This is a genomic window from Streptomyces sp. NBC_01210, from assembly GCF_036010325.1.
In the GTDB taxonomy this organism is placed as follows: Bacteria; Actinomycetota; Actinomycetes; order Streptomycetales; family Streptomycetaceae; genus Streptomyces.
Map to the genome: position 1 here is coordinate 6,121,527 of NZ_CP108549.1, position 14,920 is coordinate 6,136,446.

Annotated in this window: 15 protein-coding genes; 6 read left to right on the top strand and 9 right to left on the bottom strand. The window is 69.5% G+C overall.

The genetic code is table 11. The annotated features are described in order from the left end of the window. Positions 1-89 precede the first annotated feature (89 nt). The 3 genes from OG735_RS28005 to OG735_RS28015 are packed head-to-tail and all read right to left on the bottom strand — an operon-like array spanning position 90 to position 3,127. Positions 90-1,223, bottom strand: a complete 1,134-nt coding sequence (locus tag OG735_RS28005) for an Mrp/NBP35 family ATP-binding protein (RefSeq protein ID WP_327325900.1) — start codon at positions 1,221-1,223, stop codon at positions 90-92. Between the two features lie 43 nt (positions 1,224-1,266). After that, on the bottom strand, positions 1,267-1,806 hold the full coding sequence (locus OG735_RS28010) for a DUF1003 domain-containing protein (protein ID WP_327328487.1): 540 nt from the start codon (positions 1,804-1,806) through the stop codon (positions 1,267-1,269). A gap of 43 nt (positions 1,807-1,849) precedes the next feature. Continuing rightward, entirely contained in the window at positions 1,850-3,127 is a 1,278-nt protein-coding gene (locus tag OG735_RS28015) for a magnesium transporter MgtE N-terminal domain-containing protein (protein ID WP_327325901.1), read from the bottom strand. 180 nt (positions 3,128-3,307) lie between these two features. Between OG735_RS28015 and OG735_RS28020 the strand changes: the two genes are divergently transcribed. Beyond that, entirely contained in the window at positions 3,308-4,075 is a 768-nt protein-coding gene (locus OG735_RS28020; protein WP_327325902.1) for a hypothetical protein, read from the top strand. A 69-nt stretch (positions 4,076-4,144) separates the two neighbouring features. Here OG735_RS28020 and OG735_RS28025 read toward each other — a convergent pair whose 3' ends face one another. Then, positions 4,145-4,684, bottom strand: coding sequence for a hypothetical protein (locus OG735_RS28025; RefSeq protein WP_327325903.1), 540 nt, complete (start codon positions 4,682-4,684; stop codon positions 4,145-4,147). A gap of 13 nt (positions 4,685-4,697) precedes the next feature. Then, entirely contained in the window at positions 4,698-5,813 is a 1,116-nt protein-coding gene (locus tag OG735_RS28030) for a magnesium and cobalt transport protein CorA (protein WP_327325904.1), read from the bottom strand. 413 nt (positions 5,814-6,226) lie between these two features. On the opposite strand from OG735_RS28030, the gene OG735_RS28035 reads away from it, so the two are divergent. Next, a complete protein-coding gene (locus OG735_RS28035) occupies positions 6,227-6,823 on the top strand; it encodes a suppressor of fused domain protein (RefSeq protein WP_327325905.1) in 597 nt (198 codons plus the stop codon). A gap of 7 nt (positions 6,824-6,830) precedes the next feature. On the opposite strand, the gene OG735_RS28040 is transcribed toward OG735_RS28035, so the two are convergent. Beyond that, complete coding sequence (locus OG735_RS28040; RefSeq protein ID WP_327325906.1) at positions 6,831-8,063, bottom strand: MFS transporter; 1,233 nt, start codon at positions 8,061-8,063, stop codon at positions 6,831-6,833. Between the two features lie 169 nt (positions 8,064-8,232). Here OG735_RS28040 and OG735_RS28045 point away from each other — a divergent pair, with 169 nt between their 5' ends. The 3 genes from OG735_RS28045 (at position 8,233) to OG735_RS28055 (ending at position 10,514) form a co-directional block, all read left to right on the top strand. Continuing rightward, positions 8,233-8,871, top strand: a complete 639-nt coding sequence (locus OG735_RS28045; RefSeq protein WP_327325907.1) for a DUF6758 family protein — start codon at positions 8,233-8,235, stop codon at positions 8,869-8,871. A gap of 122 nt (positions 8,872-8,993) precedes the next feature. Further along, positions 8,994-9,857, top strand: coding sequence for a PHP domain-containing protein (locus OG735_RS28050; RefSeq protein ID WP_327325908.1), 864 nt, complete (start codon positions 8,994-8,996; stop codon positions 9,855-9,857). A gap of 51 nt (positions 9,858-9,908) precedes the next feature. Further along, the gene (locus tag OG735_RS28055; protein ID WP_327325909.1) at positions 9,909-10,514 is read left to right on the top strand and encodes a MarC family protein; all 606 of its coding nucleotides are present in this window, start codon (positions 9,909-9,911) and stop codon (positions 10,512-10,514) included. Positions 10,515-10,598: 84 nt separating this feature from the next. Here the strand turns inward: OG735_RS28055 and OG735_RS28060 are convergent, their stop codons facing one another. Continuing rightward, the gene (locus OG735_RS28060) at positions 10,599-10,751 is read right to left on the bottom strand and encodes a hypothetical protein (RefSeq protein ID WP_327325910.1); all 153 of its coding nucleotides are present in this window, start codon (positions 10,749-10,751) and stop codon (positions 10,599-10,601) included. Positions 10,752-10,924: 173 nt separating this feature from the next. On the opposite strand from OG735_RS28060, the gene OG735_RS28065 reads away from it, so the two are divergent. Further along, entirely contained in the window at positions 10,925-11,839 is a 915-nt protein-coding gene (locus OG735_RS28065; RefSeq protein WP_327325911.1) for an NYN domain-containing protein, read from the top strand. On the opposite strand, the gene OG735_RS28070 is transcribed toward OG735_RS28065, so the two are convergent. Then, positions 11,830-12,669: an alpha/beta fold hydrolase gene (locus OG735_RS28070; protein WP_327325912.1), complete on the bottom strand. Its 840-nt coding sequence runs from the start codon at positions 12,667-12,669 to the stop codon at positions 11,830-11,832. The two genes, OG735_RS28065 and OG735_RS28070, sit on opposite strands and share 10 nt — an antisense overlap. A gap of 121 nt (positions 12,670-12,790) precedes the next feature. Then, the gene (locus OG735_RS28075) at positions 12,791-14,803 is read right to left on the bottom strand and encodes a DEAD/DEAH box helicase (protein WP_327325913.1); all 2,013 of its coding nucleotides are present in this window, start codon (positions 14,801-14,803) and stop codon (positions 12,791-12,793) included. Between the last annotated feature and the right edge of the window lie 117 nt (positions 14,804-14,920).

Consider the following 14,920-nt stretch of genomic DNA (forward strand, 5'->3'; position numbering starts at 1 on the left):
GCCCCTTCGCGCTGCGCGCACCGTGCCGGCCGGTGGTCGGGTTGTACGCATCCGTTTCCGCTCGCCGGAACGAATGCCCACGACCTTCGTCAGAACTTATTGCGCGGGGTGATCCCCAGCGACATGCCCGACAGCCCGCGCGCGCGTCCGCCGAGCTTCCCCGCGATCGTGCGCAACGCGGCGCCCGCCGGCGAGTCCGGGTCGGTGATCACAACGGGCTTGCCCTCGTCGCCGCCCTCCCGCAGCCGTACGTCGATCGGGATGGAGCCCAGCACCGGCACATTGGCGCCGGTCGTCTTCGTCAGGCCCTCGGCGACCCGCTGGCCGCCTCCGCTGCCGAAGACGTCGACCATCTCGTCGCAGTGCGGGCACGGCAGGCCCGACATGTTCTCGACGACGCCCACGATCTTCTGGTGGGTCTGTACGGCGATCGAGCCGGCCCGTTCGGCGACCTCGGCCGCGGCCTGCTGCGGGGTGGTCACCACGAGGATCTCTGCGTTCGGCACCAGCTGCGCCACCGAGATGGCGATGTCGCCGGTCCCCGGCGGCAGGTCGAGCAGCAGTACGTCCAGGTCGCCCCAGTACACATCCGCGAGGAACTGCTGCAGTGCACGGTGCAGCATCGGGCCGCGCCACACCACCGGCGCGTTGCCCGGGGTGAACATCCCGATCGAGATGACCTTCACGCCGTTCGCCGACGGCGGCATGATCATGTTCTCGACCTGGGTCGGACGGCCGTCCACACCCAGCATCCGCGGCACGCTGTGTCCGTAGATGTCGGCGTCGACGACACCGACCTTCAGTCCGTCGGCGGCCATCGCCGCCGCCAGGTTCACGGTGACGGAGGACTTGCCGACGCCGCCCTTGCCCGACGCCACCGCGTACACCCTGGTCAGTGAGCCGGGCTTGGCGAAGGGCACCTCGCGCTCGGCGGTGCCGCCGCGCAGCGAGCTCGCGAGCTCCTTCCGCTGCTCGTCGCTCATCACATCCAGCGTGACGTCGACGCGCGTGACGCCCTCGAGGCGCGCGACCGCGTCGGTCACATTCTTGGTGATCGTCTCGCGCATTGGACAGCCGGAGACGGTGAGATACACCGTGACGGCGACCGTGCCGTCCGCCCCGATCTCGACCGATTTGACCATGCCGAGTTCGGTGATCGGTCGGTTGATCTCGGGGTCGTTCACCGTCGCCAGTGCTTCAAGCACCGCGTCTTCCGTAGCCATACGACGATGGTACGGCGCCGACTCCCACCCCCGGAAAGAGTGTTCAGCGGTCGCCTTCGTCACTCTCGCGCGCGGGCTCCTGCGGGAATAGGCGCCGCTCGTCCAGATCCTTGATCAGATCCTGGAATTCGGAGCGGATCCAGTCGCGGGTGGCGACCTCGCCGAGCCCCATCCGCAGCGCCGCGATCTCCCGTGTGAGGTATTCGGTGTCCGCGATCGACCGCTCGTTCTGCTTGCGCTCCTGCTCACGGGTGACCCGGTCCCGGTCGTCCTGCCGGTTCTGCGCCAGCAGGATCAGCGGGGCCGCGTACGAGGCCTGGAGCGACAGCATCAGCGTCAGAAAGATGAACGGGTACGGGTCGAAACGCAGATCCCCGGGCGCGGAGATGTTCCAGACGACCCACATGATGATGATCAGCGTCATCCAGACCAGGAACCGGCCGGTCCCCAGGAAACGCGCGATCCGCTCCGAGAACCGGCCGAAGGCCTCGGGGTCGTACTCCGGCAGCAGACTGCGCCGTGGCGCGCGGGGCTGATCGAGCCGGACCCGGTGGCGCGGCGCCGCACTCGCCCCGGCGGGCATGCGCTCCTTCTGCTCGCTGCGATCGGTCAGCCCGTCGCTGCCGCTACCCATGGGCGGACTCCTCGTGGGCGGCCTCATCGAACTCCGTCTCCCGCCAGTCCTCCGGCAGCAGATGGTCGAGTACGTCGTCGACGGTCACCGCCCCCAGCAGCGAACCGCTCTCGTCGACGACCGGCGCCGCCACCATGTTGTACGCGGCGAGATAGCTGGTGACCGCGGGCAGCGCGGTGCCCGGCGCGAGCGGCGGCAGATCGCTCTCCACGATCGAGCTGACCAGCGTGAACGGCGGGTCCCGCAGCAGCCGCTGGAAGTGCACCGTGCCCAGGTACTTGCCGGTCGGCGTCTCGTCCGGCGGCCGGCAGACGTACACCTGCGCGGCAAGCGCGGGGGACAGGTCCTGCTGGCGTACGCGCGCCAAGGCGTCCGCGACCGTCGCGTCGGGTCGCAGCACGATCGGCTCGGTGGTCATCAGGCCGCCCGCCGTCCGCTCCTCGTACGACAGCAGCCGCCGTACGTCCGCCGCGTCGTCGGGCCGCATCAGCGCCAGCAGCCGCTCCTTGTCCTCCTCCGGCAGCTCGGACAGCAGGTCGGCCGCGTCGTCCGGGTCCATGGCCTCCAGGACGTCCGCCGCGCGCTCCTCCTTGAGCTTGCCGAGGATCTCCACCTGGTCGTCGTCCGGCAGCTCCTCCAGTACGTCCGCGAGCCGGTCGTCGTCGAGGGCCGCGGCCACCTCGGCGCGCCGCTTCGGCGAGAGGTGGTGCAGCACATTGGCGAGGTCGGCGGGGCGCAGCTGCTCGAAGGTCGCCAGCAGGCTCTCGGCGCCCTGCCCGTGCTCCTCCAGCGAGAACCCGGTGACCGCGGACCACTCGACGGTCAGCGTCTCGCCCTTGCGGCGCAGCGCCCCTGGCTTGCCCTTCCGTACGAAGACCTTGTCGATCTCCCAGTCACGACGGGCCGGCAGCTGCTGGATCGAGACATCGAGGACCGTGGCCTCCTCGCCGCTCTCCACCAGTCGCACGCGCCGGTCCAGCAGCTCGCCGAGCACCAGCCGCTCGGTCGGGCGCTGCTCGAAGCGCCGCATGTTGAGTACGCCCGTGGTGATGACCTGGCCCGACTCGACGCCGGTGACCCGGGTCATCGGGAGGAAGATCCGGCGGCGGCTGAGCACCTCGACGACCATGCCGAGCAGCCGCGGCGGACGGCGGCCGACGCGCAGCATCGCCACCAGATCGCGGACGCGGCCCACCTGGTCGCCCTGGGGGTCGAAGACGGGCACGCCGGCGAGGTGCGAGACAAAGATCCGAGGGGCGCCTGCTGCCATGTTGCGCGCCTCCTTTTTGCCCGTGAATGCTGCCGTTCAGGGGCTTCAGGCTAGCCCGTGCCGTTCCGTGGCGCCCTGGCTGGCGTCCGTACGGCTCTCTGAGGATCGGTGTGCTCAGCACAGGTACGCTGCGGTCTGCCAGCCATGACTCACGACTCGCAGATGAGAGGCAGTGCGCTTGTGACTCCCCTCCCCCTGGCCGCCCGAGCCCGCCGGGCCGCGCTCTCGGTGGCGCTCTGCGCCGGGCTGACCGCGGCGCTCACGGCATGCAGCGGCGAGGATCCGGACGCGGGGACCAACGGCGTCGGAAAGCTGTCCGCGACCGAGATCGAGACGAAGGCGCGCGACGCCTCGCACGCGGCGGCGTCCGTGCGGCTCTCCGGCACGCTGGTCAGCAAGGGCGGCACGTACAAGCTGAACATGCGGCTCAAGCACGACGGCGGCACCGGCTCCGTCACTTCGAAGGACAACACCTTCGAACTGCTGCGGGTCGGCGACGCGCTCTTCCTGAAGGCCGACGCGGGGTTCTGGAGCCATGCGGACGCCAAGGACAAGGAGAAGCCGAGCAAGACCGACACGGAGGCGGCGGGCAAGCTCGACGACATGTACGTGAAGGTGCCTGAGGGCGACCCGGCGTACAAGCAGTTCCGCGTCTTCACGGACATGGATGTGCTGCTCGAGGGCCTGCTGGGGATGCAGGGCGAGCTCAGCAAGGGCGACCGGACCGAGGTGGGCGGTGTACGAACCATCAAGGTCATCGGCGGCGAGGGCGAGGGCGGCACGCTGGATGTCTCGCTGGAGGGCAAGCCGTATCCGCTGCAGTTCGCACGGGCGGGCGGCGCGGGTGTGCTGACGCTGGCGGACTGGGACAAGGACTTCACGCTGGCGGCGCCGGAGAAGGACGAGATGGTCGACTACGGCGGCCAGCTGCCGAAGACCAGCGACTAGCTGTTTCCCGGGGTTCCGTCCCGGACCCCGGTCCTCAATCGCCGGACGGGCTGGATTTTCCAGCCTGTCCTAACCGCGCCTCTTCTTGCGCTTCAGGAGCAGACGCGGCAAAGCCACCGGTGCGGGCTGACGCGTCGTCGCCGACGTCGGCAGCGGTACGGCCGCCCCCGACGTGTCCGGCAGGTCCGTGATCGCGTTCTGCGGCTCGAGGCGCAGCACCCGGCACTCGCGGGCCCAGCGCTCCGTCATCTGCTCCGCGTCCGGCGCGTTCAGGCGCTTGCCCTTGAGTTCGGCGACGGCCCCCTCCCACTCCTCGGAGTGCGGGACGAGTTCGCTCACCGACGCCGTCCAGACGACCAGCCGGCCGCCCTTGTCCTTGCTGCGGACGGTGACCTCGGCCGTTCCGCCGGCCGTCAGCTGCGGCAGTGGCTGCTCGCCGGGGCCGTCGCCGACGATATGCGCGGCGCCTTCGTGCCACACGTGCCACAGCGCCCGTCGGGGGCCCTCGCCGCGGACCCAGATGAGGCCGGACTTCTTGGTGGCCTCCTCGACGAGCGCCTGGCCGAGCAGTGGGGTCTCCCCAGCGAAGCGAGCGGAACTGTCTGTCATGCCCGCAGCCTATCTACAGCCAGCCGTTGCGCTTCAGGGTGCGGTGGATCGCGAGACAGACGCCGATGATGCCGGTGAGCACCATGAGGTAGCCGTACTTCCAGTGCAGCTCGGGCATGTGGTCGAAGTTCATGCCGTACACGCCGCACACCGCCGTCGGCACGGCGATGATCGCCGCCCAGGAGGTGATCTTGCGCATGTCCTCGTTCTGCGCGACCGTCGCCTGCGCCAGATTCGCCTGGAGGATGGAGTTCAGCAGCTCGTCGAAGCCGATGACCTCCTCCTGTACCCGGGCGAGGTGGTCGGCGACATCGCGGAAGTACTTCTGGATGTCCGGGTCGACCAGCCGCATCGGACGCTCGCTCAGCAGCTGCATCGGCCGCAGCAGCGGGGACACGGCCCGTTTGAACTCCAGTACCTCGCGCTTGAGCTGGTAGATCCGGCCGGCGTCGCTGCCGCGCGGGCTTCCTTTCGCGGGCGCGGAGAAGACATCGATCTCCACCTCGTCGATATCGTCCTGCACGGCCGCGGCCACCGCGATGTACCCGTCGACCACATGGTCGGCGATGGAGTGCAGCACCGCGGACGGCCCTTTGGCGAGCAGCTCGGTGTCCTCCTCGAGCCGGTGCCGGAGTGCCCGCAGCGAGCCCTTGCCGCCGTGCCGCACCGTGATGACGAAGTCCCGGCCGGTGAAGCACATCACCTCGCCGGTCTCGACGACCTCGCTGGTCGCGGTGAGCTCGGCGTGCTCGACGTAGTGGATCGTCTTGAAGACGGTGAACAGTGTGTCGTCGTACCGCTCCAGCTTGGGCCGCTGGTGGGCGTGGACGGCGTCCTCGACGGCCAGTGGGTGCAGCCCGAACTCCGCTGCGATACCGGCGAATTCCGCCTCCGTCGGCTCATGCAGCCCGATCCATGCGAAGCCGCCGCTGTCACGCACCCGCAGCATGGCCTCGTGCGGCGTCTGGCAGGTCGCGTTCTTCAGCCGCTTTCCGTCGCGGTAGACCGCGCAGTCGACGACTGCGCTGGAGGCGGACGGATCGCGAGTGGTGTCGTACGTGCTGTACGGGGCGTTGCTCTTGCGCAGGGACGGACGGACCGCTGCACGCAGGTCACGGATCATCGACATGGCTGGCTCCTTCACGGAGAGGCCGTCGGCGAGTGGCGTGGCACAGCCCGGAATGAGGACGTGATGCATACGTCCGCAAAGCGGGCGGCACCGCGGGATCGCGGTGACGGCGTTCGCTACAGACAGGCAAAAACGAAGTGCTCTTCCGTCGTGCGAAATGCCGTGGGCCCCGTGCGGGAAGGCCTCAGATCACAGAGGAATGGTGCCGTGCGGAAGAGCGGTTGGTACTGACCGGTCGACTTCGATCCACCGCAGCCCCACCTCCTCCTGCCGGTCCCCCGTAGGGGATGACGTGTCGTCGGGACTTGAGAGCAACGCTTCTGCGTGCCGTCCCGACCAGCGGCCAAGACTATCAGCCGACTGGGGGCCAATCCCTTCGTTTGCCCATTCCTTACGCGCTTTATGCTCGCGACATGGAAGAAGTTCTTGCTCTGGTCGAGGCCAGGCTGCGTACGGCACTTGGCGAACCGGACGCGCGCGCCGCGGTGACATTCCTCGGTACGGACCGCATCGAGGTGCTCCGCTTCCTGGACCGGGACGGTGACGGAGCCATCGTGCGCTACGCCACCCTCGGCATGTCCGCGCATCCGATGACGGACCCCACTGCGGCCCTCGCCGACCCGGTGAAGGGCCCCCGCGCGGAGCTGGTGCTGTCCGTACGGGCCGGGGTCGCCGACACCGACAAGGTGCTCCGTACGCTCGCTGTACTGGCCGCGTCACCGCAGGTCGAGGGCGTGGTCGTGGCACCGGGCGCCTCTCTGGACGTCGGTGATCCGCTCTGGCCGTCCGCACCGTTCAGCTCGGTGCTCGTCGCGGAGCCGGGCGGTCTGGTGGCGGATCTGGAGCTGGACGAGCCGATGGATCCGGTGCACTTCCTGCCGCTGTTGCCGATGACGTCCAACGAGGCCGCGTGGAAGAGGGTGCACGGCGCGCAGGAGCTGCAGGAGCGGTGGCTGACGCACGGTACGGACCTGCGCGATCCGCTGCGCAGGTCCGTAACTCTCGACTGAGGCCAGGTTAGTTGGCGAAGGCCGTCACACCGTCCTGGGTGGCGTGGACGGGCTGGAGCTGCTCCGCCTCGCGGCGCAGCGAGGCGCGCCGTACCCGGACGATGCCCGCGCCGATCACGGCCGCGACCGCCGCGACCACAAACGGGATGTGGATGTTGCTCCACTCCTCGATCTTCGGTGCGAAGTAGGGCGCGGCGGCCGCGGCGAACCAGCGGACGAAGTTGTAGCCCGCGCCGGACACCGGCCGCGGCGCGTCCGAGACGCCCAGCGCCAGCTCGGTGAACACGGTGTTGTTCAGGCCGATGAAGGCGCCGGAGACGACCGTTCCGACGACGGCCACGGTGTGGTTCCCGTATCCGATGACCAGCAGGTCGACGGCGAGCAGCAGCAGCGAGCCGCCGAGCACCTTGAGCGACCCGAAGCGCGCCTGCAGCCGCGGCGCCACCAGTACGGAGAAGACCGCGAGCAGCACACCCCAGGCGAAGAACACCGCGCCCGACGTGTACGGCGTCATGTTCAGCACGAACGGCGTGAAGGCCAGCACGGTGAAGAACGCGTAGTTGTAGAAGAAGGCCGAGGCGGCTGCGGAGGCCAGGCCGCCGTGTCCGAGCGCCTTCACCGGGTCGAGCAGCGAGGTCCTGCGCGCGGGCTTCGGCTGCTCCTTGAGGAAGGCGGCGATGCACAGGAAGCCGATCGCCATCAGGGCTGCGGTGCCGAAGAAGGGGTACCGCCAACTGGCGTTGCCGAGCAGCGCGCCGAGCAGCGGTCCGCATGCCATGCCGAGGCCGAGCGCCGACTCGTAGAGCAGGATCGCCGCGGCGCTCCCGCCGGCCGCCGCGCCGACGATGACGGCGAGCGAGGTCGAGACGAAGAGTGCGTTGCCGAGGCCCCAGCCTGCCCGGAAGCCGACGAGTTCGCCGTCGGAGCCGGAAGTGCCGGAGAGCGCGGCGAAGACGATGACGAGCGCGAGCCCGGCGAGCAGGGTCTTCCTGCCGCCGATACGGCTGGAGACGAAGCCGGTGACGAGCATCGCGACCGCGGTGATCAGGAAGTACGAGGTGAACAGCAGCGAGACCTGACTGGGCGTCGCGTCCAGGCCCTTGGCGATGGACGGCAGGATCGGGTCCACCAGGCCGATCCCCATGAAGGCGACGACGGACGCGCCGGCCGTGGCCCAGACGGCCTTCGGCTGACGCAGGATGCTGGTGGCTCCCTCGTCGAACGGATCCTCTCCGCGCATGGACGACTCCTCTGTTTCTCTGCTTCTCCGATGGATCGTTGCGATATACAAACAATAAATTAGAGAGCCTAATGAATGCAAGCTACATCTACTTTTGGCCGATGGGGGCACACGCCGGACGGGTGATCGTCCTTGACGCGGCGACGGCCGGAGAGGACCGTTGGGCGCTATGAGGGGCGAACCCAGTTGCCCGAAGTGCGGTGGCCGGGTGAGGGCGCCCGGTCTCTTTGCCGACTCGTGGCAGTGCGATGTGCACGGAGCCGTGCACCCGCTGCAGCCGGTGATCCCGCCAAGCGTCGAGGCCCTCGGTGTGGTCGTGCACCGCGCGAAAGTCCCCGTGTGGATGCCCTGGCCGCTGCCCGTCGGCTGGCTCTTCACCGGTGTCGCGTACGCGGGAGACGACCGCAGTGGAGGCCGCGCCACGGCCGTGGCCTGCTCGGGGCCCGGCCCGCTCGGCGGAATCGGCGAGCTGCTGCTGGTCGCCGAGGAACTGGGCGTCGGCCTCGGCGCGCGCTACGCCGGGATCGACGGACCCGATCCGGGCCCGCACATCTGTGTCGACAAACCACCGCAGGCCAAGCTCCTCGCCGCCGGCCGCCCCACCCCCCTGTGGCATGTGTCCGACGCTCCCGAGGACCGCGCGGTGTTCGCGGGCGAGGCGCGCGGGCTGTGGCTGTGGGCGATCGTCTGGCCGGAGCAGTCCGGGCTGTTGATGTACGACGAGCTGGTGCTGACGGATCTGCGGGACTTGGGCGCCGAGATGGAACTGCTGCCCTGCGGGGCGCTGTCGCCGCGGCTTCTCTCGTAGCCGCTCTCCCCGTCCGCTCTCGTCGTCCACGGGTGAGGCTTCTGCCGTGAACCAGGGCTGTTCGGATCCCCGATACACTTGACCGTCCCCCTGTCCGTCTGCCGTCCCTGGAGTCACGCGTCGTGCGCATCGATCTGCACACCCACTCCACGGCGTCGGACGGTACGGACACCCCCGCCGAGCTGGTGCGCAACGCCGCCGCGGCCGGGCTGGACGTCGTCGCACTCACCGACCACGACACCACGCGCGGTCACGCCGAGGCGATCGCCGCGCTCCCGGAGAGCGTGACTCTGGTCACCGGTGCCGAACTCTCCTGCCGTATCGACGGCGTGAGCCTGCATCTGCTCGCCTACCTCTTCGACGCCGACGAACCCGAGCTGCTGCGCGAGCGTGAGCTCGTACGGGACGACCGGGTGCCGCGCGCCCGGGCGATGGTGGCCAAGCTCCAGGAGCTGGGCGTTCCCATCGAGTGGTCCCAGGTGGCCCGTATCGCCGGAGACGGCTCGGTCGGCCGCCCGCACATCGCCTCGGCGCTCGTCGAACTTGGCGTCGTACCCACCGTCTCCGACGCCTTCACGCCCGAGTGGATCGCCGACGGCGGCCGTGCGCACATCACCAAGCACGAACTCGACCCCTTCACAGCGGTCCGGCTGGTCAAGGCCGCCGGTGGTGTCACCGTTTTCGCGCACCCGCTCGCCGTCCAGCGCGGCCGTACGGTGCCCGAGTCCGCAATAGCCGAACTCGCCGCGTGCGGCCTCGACGGCATCGAGGTCGACCACATGGACCATGACGCCCCGACGCGTGTCCGGCTGCGCGACCTCGCCGCCGACCTGGGGCTGCTGGCCACCGGATCCAGCGACTACCACGGCAGCCGCAAGACCTGTGTGCTCGGCGAGTACACCACCGACCCGGAGATCTACGGCGAGATCACGCGCCGTGCGACCGGCGCCTTCCCGGTGCCGGGCGCCGGCGGAAGCCGCTCGTAGCTCCTCGACCGCACCCCTCTGTACGACCCCTCTTCGCGCTAGGCCCTCACTGTGTTCGACGCTGCCATTTTCGGTTCTCTCTTCCTCACCCTTTTTGTGATCATGGATCCCCCGGGGATCACTCCGATCTTTCTCGCGCTCACCTCGGGCCGTCCTGCCAAGGTGCAGCGCCGCATGGCCTGGCAGGCGGTGGCCGTCGCCTTCGGCGTGATCACCGTCTTCGGCATTCTCGGTCAGCAGATCCTGGACTATCTGCATGTCTCCGTGCCCGCGCTGATGATCGCGGGCGGTCTGCTCCTGCTGCTCATCGCGCTCGACCTGCTGACCGGCAAGAACGACGAGCCCAAGCAGACCAAGGACGTCAATGTCGCGCTGGTGCCGCTGGGCATGCCGCTTCTGGCCGGTCCCGGTGCAATCGTTTCGGTGATCCTGGCCGTGCAGCACGCGGACGGCGTCACGCAGCAGGTCTCGGTATGGGCGGCGATCGTCGCAATGCATGCGGTGCTCTGGCTGACGATGCGCTACTCGCTGCTGATCATCCGCCTGATCAAGGACGGCGGTGTGGTGCTGGTGACCCGGCTCGCGGGCATGATGCTCTCCGCGATCGCCGTGCAGCAGATCATCAACGGCATCACCCAGGTCATCCAGGGAGCCTGAGCGCCTGGCACCGAACGCACTGCGCCCCCGTACGGATCCATCCGTACGGGGGCGCAGTGCGTCACATCACAACGTCGTCAAGCGTTACGAGGCCGTGGAATCGGCCGGTCGGATATAGATGCGCTGGCCGATCGAAGCGGCCTGCTGCACGATCCTGTTGACGGAGGCGGCGTCTACGACGGTGCTGTCCACGGCGGTGCCGTCGACGTCGTCGAGTCGCATGATCTCGAAGCGCATGGCTTCTCCCTTCGTCTGATCCTCCTGCTGGAGAACTGATGGCGACGGATGTCCGTCTGTGTTCTGTACGTGTTCAACGGTATGCACCCTGCAAACATTCCCTACGCTAAGGAAATTTTTTGGATGCCTAACTACTGGCGAGTAGTGGCTCGGCCACGGAGAATGAGCACCGTATGAATGAGCACCGTGTAGATGACGCAGAGACCACTGACATCAGGGCCCGCCTGGAGCGCACCAATGAGCTCCTGCAGCGGATGCTCGCCGAGGTCGCGAAGACCCCTTCTACCCATGCCATCTTCGTGGACGCAGGTTACGTCTATGCTGCGGCCGGGTTGCTTGTCGTGGGCACCGAGGACCGGCGCTCCTTCGACCTGGACGCGGAGGGGCTGATCGAGGCCTTCATCGACAAGGCCCGCACGATCTTCGCGGACAGCAGGCTGCTGCGGGTCTACTGGTACGACGGGGCCCGACGCCGTATCCACACCCCCGAGCAGCAGTCCATAGCGGAGCTGCCCGACGTCAAGGTGCGCCTCGGCAACCTCAACGCGAACAACCAGCAGAAGGGCGTCGACTCACTCATACGCACGGATCTGGAGTCGCTCGCCCGGCACCGCGCGATCAGCGACGCGGCGCTCGTCGGTGGTGACGAGGACCTGGTCTCGGCGGTCGAGGCGGCCCAGGGGTACGGGGCGCGGGTCCATCTGTGGGGCATCGAAGCCGCCGAGGGGCGCAATCAGGCGGAGCCGCTGCTGTGGGAGGTGGACAGCCAGCGGACGTTCGACCTGGACTTCTGCCGGCCGTACATCACGCGCCGCCCGGTCACGACGTACGAGAACGAGGGCGCGCCGCCGCCGTCGCGGGACGAGGTGCGCTTCGTGGGCGCGCAGATCGCGGCGACATGGCTGGCGGAACGGGGCCGGGAGGCGATGGCGGAGCTGCTGCCGGGTCACCCGTATCTGCCGGGCCCGGTGGACCAGGACCTGCTGATCGAGGCGGAGAGGGTGCTGCAGCGGTCGCTGCGGGGGCATGCGGTGCTGCGGCGGGCGCTGCGGGACGGTTTCTGGCAGCACCTTCAGGCTCAGTACTGATCCCAGAAGCCGGCGATGGCTGCGGCTGTCTCGAGGGGGCGGTCGGTGTTCGGTGAGTGCTCGGCGCCCGTGATGACCGTCCGGTGGGCGCCCAGGCGCTGCGCCATCGCGTCGAGAAGTGGCACGGGCCAGGTGTCGTCCCGTTCGCCGGACATCACATGCTTGGGCAGCGGCTGTACGGCGGCGAGCTCGGCGACCCTGTCCGGTTCGACGGTCAGCAGGCGGCCGGTGGCGATCAGTTGGGCCGGGTTGTGGCGCAGCCAGCGGCGGCGGAGGTCCTCGCCGTCGGTCTCGGCGTCCTCCGGCGGATCGAGCGCCTTCATCGCCTCCCAGACCTGGTCCATCCCCATCACCGAGAGAGCGTCGCTCAGCAGCTTGACCTTCTGCTGCTGGGCCGGGGTGATCTGGGCGGGGCCGGAGGACAGGAGCGTGAGTGTGGTGAACGGGGCGGCGTCGAGGAGAACGGCGGCGCGCGCGATCTGACCGCCGAGGGAGTGCCCGAGGAGATGCACGGGCCCGCCGACGGCTTCGGCCTGGGCGAGTACGTCCTGGGCCAACTCGCCCTGGGCGTACTCCTGTTGGTCGTCGGATCCATCGGTCTCGTACTGTCCCCGCCCGTCGACGGCGACACTGCGGTAGCCGGCCTCGGCGAGAGGCTCCAGCAGCGCGATGAAGTCCTCCTTGCTCCCGGTGAACCCGGGCAGGAGCAGGGCGGTGCCCAGGACGTCGCCGACGGGCTGCGCGTCGAGCACGGCGAAGGTGCCGCGTGCGGTGGCGAGCGCGCGGGGGCGGGCGCAGGGGGGCGGGGTGAAGGTGGGCGGCCGGCTCATGCGACGAGGCTAACGGGGGCGGGTCGGTTGCGGCGCTCCGGGCGCGGGTTACGCGGTTGTTCCAAGACGCCGATGGCCCGGCTCCCATAGTGGGGGCCGGGCCATCTGGGCTGCTGGTGCGTCAGCTTTCGGGCTGGGCAGCCTTCGTCGTGCGGGTGCGGCGACGGGGCTTGGGCTCCGTCTCGACCTCGGTCGCCACTGCCTCGACCGTGTCCACGGCCTTCGCAGCGCGGGTGCGGCGGCGGGGCTTCGCCTCGGCCTCCGTGCCGACAGCCTCGACCGTGTCGACGGCCTTGGCCACGCGGGTGCGGCGGCGCGGCTTGGTCTCCGGCTCGGCCGTGACCTCGGTCGCCACTGCCTCGACCGTGTCGACGGCCTTCGCGGTACGGGTGCGGCGGCGGGGCTTGGTCTCTGCCTCGGCCTCGGCCGCTACCGCCTCGACCGTGTCGACGGCCTTCGCGGCGCGGGTGCGGCGGCGGGGCTTGGTCTCCGGCTCGGCCTCGGCCGCTACCGCCTCGACCGTGTCGACGGCCTTGGCGGCGCGGGTGCGGCGACGGGGCTTGGTCTCCGCCTCGGCCTCGACCTCGGTAGCGACCTCAGCCGCCTCGACCGTGTCGACCGCCTTCGCGGCACGCGTCCGGCGACGAGACTTCGGCTCCTCCGTGACCTCGACATCGGTGAACTCGACGGTCTCCACGACAGCCGTCGCCTCGGCCACGGCCGGCGCTCCCACTCGGGTGCGACGGCGACGGCGCGGGGTACGCGGCTCCGTCGAAGGCTCCGCGGACTCCGGCGCGGCCGTGTCCGTCACCGTCGTCGTCGGCTCGACGCCGTCCGGCGTCGACCCGCCGCGCGTGCGGCGGCGCTGGCGCGGCGTGCGGGTACGGGCAGGGCGCTCCTCGTGAGCCGGGGCCGACGACGCCGACTTGCGGCCGCGGCCGCCCGTCTCGCCCAGATCCTCGACCTCCTCGGCGCGCAGACCCGCACGGGTCCGCTCGGCACGGGGCAGTACGCCCTTCGTGCCGGTCGGGATGTTCAACTGCTCGTACAGGTGCGGCGACGTGGAGTACGTCTCGACCGGGTCGGGGAAGTTCAGGTCCAGCGCCTTGTTGATCAGCTGCCAGCGCGGGATGTCGTCCCAGTCGACCAGCGTGATCGCGATGCCCTTGGCGCCCGCGCGGCCGGTGCGGCCGACCCGGTGGAGGAACGTCTTCTCGTCCTCGGGCGACTGGTAGTTGATGACGTGCGTGACGCCTTCGACGTCGATACCACGCGCCGCGACGTCCGTGCAGACGAGGACGTCGACCTTGCCGTTGCGGAAGGCCCGCAGCGCCTGCTCACGCGCGCCCTGGCCCAGGTCGCCGTGGACCGCGCCGGAGGCGAAGCCGCGACGCTCGAGCTGCTCGGCGATGTCCGCCGCAGTCCGCTTCGTACGGCAGAAGATCATCGCGAGCCCGCGGCCTTCGGCCTGCAGTATGCGCGAGACCAGCTCCGGCTTGTCCATGGAGTGGGCCCGGAAGACGTGCTGCGCGGTGTTGGCGACGGTCGCGCCCTCGTCGTCCGGCGAGGTGGCGCGGATATGCGTCGGCTGCGACATGTAGCGACGGGCGAGGCCGATGACCGCACCCGGCATGGTCGCCGAGAACAGCATGGTCTGACGCTTGGCCGGCAGCATGTTGATGATCTTCTCGACGTCGGGCAGGAAGCCCAGGTCGAGCATCTCGTCGGCCTCGTCGAGGACGAGCGCGCGCACATGCGAAAGGTCGAGCTTGCGCTGGCCGGCCAGGTCGAGCAGGCGGCCGGGGGTGCCGACGATCACATCGACGCCCCTGCGGAGCGCTTCGACCTGGGGCTCGTACGCACGGCCGCCGTAGATCGCGAGAACGCGGACGTTACGGACCTTGCCGGCGGTCAGCAGGTCATTGGTGACCTGCTGGCACAGCTCGCGGGTGGGGACGACCACCAGCGCCTGCGGGGCGTCGGTCAGCTGCTCGGGCTGCGCCCGGCCGGCCTCGACGTCCGCGGGGACGGTGACACGCTCCAGCAGCGGCAGACCGAAACCGAGCGTCTTGCCGGTGCCGGTCTTGGCCTGGCCGATGACATCGGTGCCGGAGAGCGCGACGGGGAGCGTCATCTCCTGGATGGGGAACGGGGTAAGGATGCCGACGGCTTCGAGGGCCTCGGCGGTCTCGGGAAGGATCCCAAGATCCCGGAAAGTCGTGGGCTGCGTAGTCAGGGTGTTGCCTCTTCT

Bases quoted from the DNA above. Each gene is read 5' to 3' on its own strand.
- OG735_RS28005 (WP_327325900.1), bottom strand. From the start codon at position 1,223: ATGGCTACGGAAGACGCGGTGCTTGAAGCACTGGCGACGGTGAACGAC.
- OG735_RS28010 (WP_327328487.1), bottom strand. From the start codon at position 1,806: ATGCCCGCCGGGGCGAGTGCGGCGCCGCGCCACCGGGTCCGGCTCGAT.
- OG735_RS28015 (WP_327325901.1), bottom strand. From the start codon at position 3,127: ATGGCAGCAGGCGCCCCTCGGATCTTTGTCTCGCACCTCGCCGGCGTG.
- OG735_RS28025 (WP_327325903.1), bottom strand. From the start codon at position 4,684: ATGACAGACAGTTCCGCTCGCTTCGCTGGGGAGACCCCACTGCTCGGC.
- OG735_RS28030 (WP_327325904.1), bottom strand. From the start codon at position 5,813: ATGTCGATGATCCGTGACCTGCGTGCAGCGGTCCGTCCGTCCCTGCGC.
- OG735_RS28035 (WP_327325905.1), top strand. From the start codon at position 6,227: ATGGAAGAAGTTCTTGCTCTGGTCGAGGCCAGGCTGCGTACGGCACTT.
- OG735_RS28040 (WP_327325906.1), bottom strand. From the start codon at position 8,063: ATGCGCGGAGAGGATCCGTTCGACGAGGGAGCCACCAGCATCCTGCGT.
- OG735_RS28045 (WP_327325907.1), top strand. From the start codon at position 8,233: ATGAGGGGCGAACCCAGTTGCCCGAAGTGCGGTGGCCGGGTGAGGGCG.
- OG735_RS28060 (WP_327325910.1), bottom strand. From the start codon at position 10,751: ATGCGCTTCGAGATCATGCGACTCGACGACGTCGACGGCACCGCCGTG.
- OG735_RS28065 (WP_327325911.1), top strand. From the start codon at position 10,925: ATGAATGAGCACCGTGTAGATGACGCAGAGACCACTGACATCAGGGCC.
- OG735_RS28070 (WP_327325912.1), bottom strand. From the start codon at position 12,669: ATGAGCCGGCCGCCCACCTTCACCCCGCCCCCCTGCGCCCGCCCCCGC.
- OG735_RS28075 (WP_327325913.1), bottom strand. From the start codon at position 14,803: ATGACGCTCCCCGTCGCGCTCTCCGGCACCGATGTCATCGGCCAGGCC.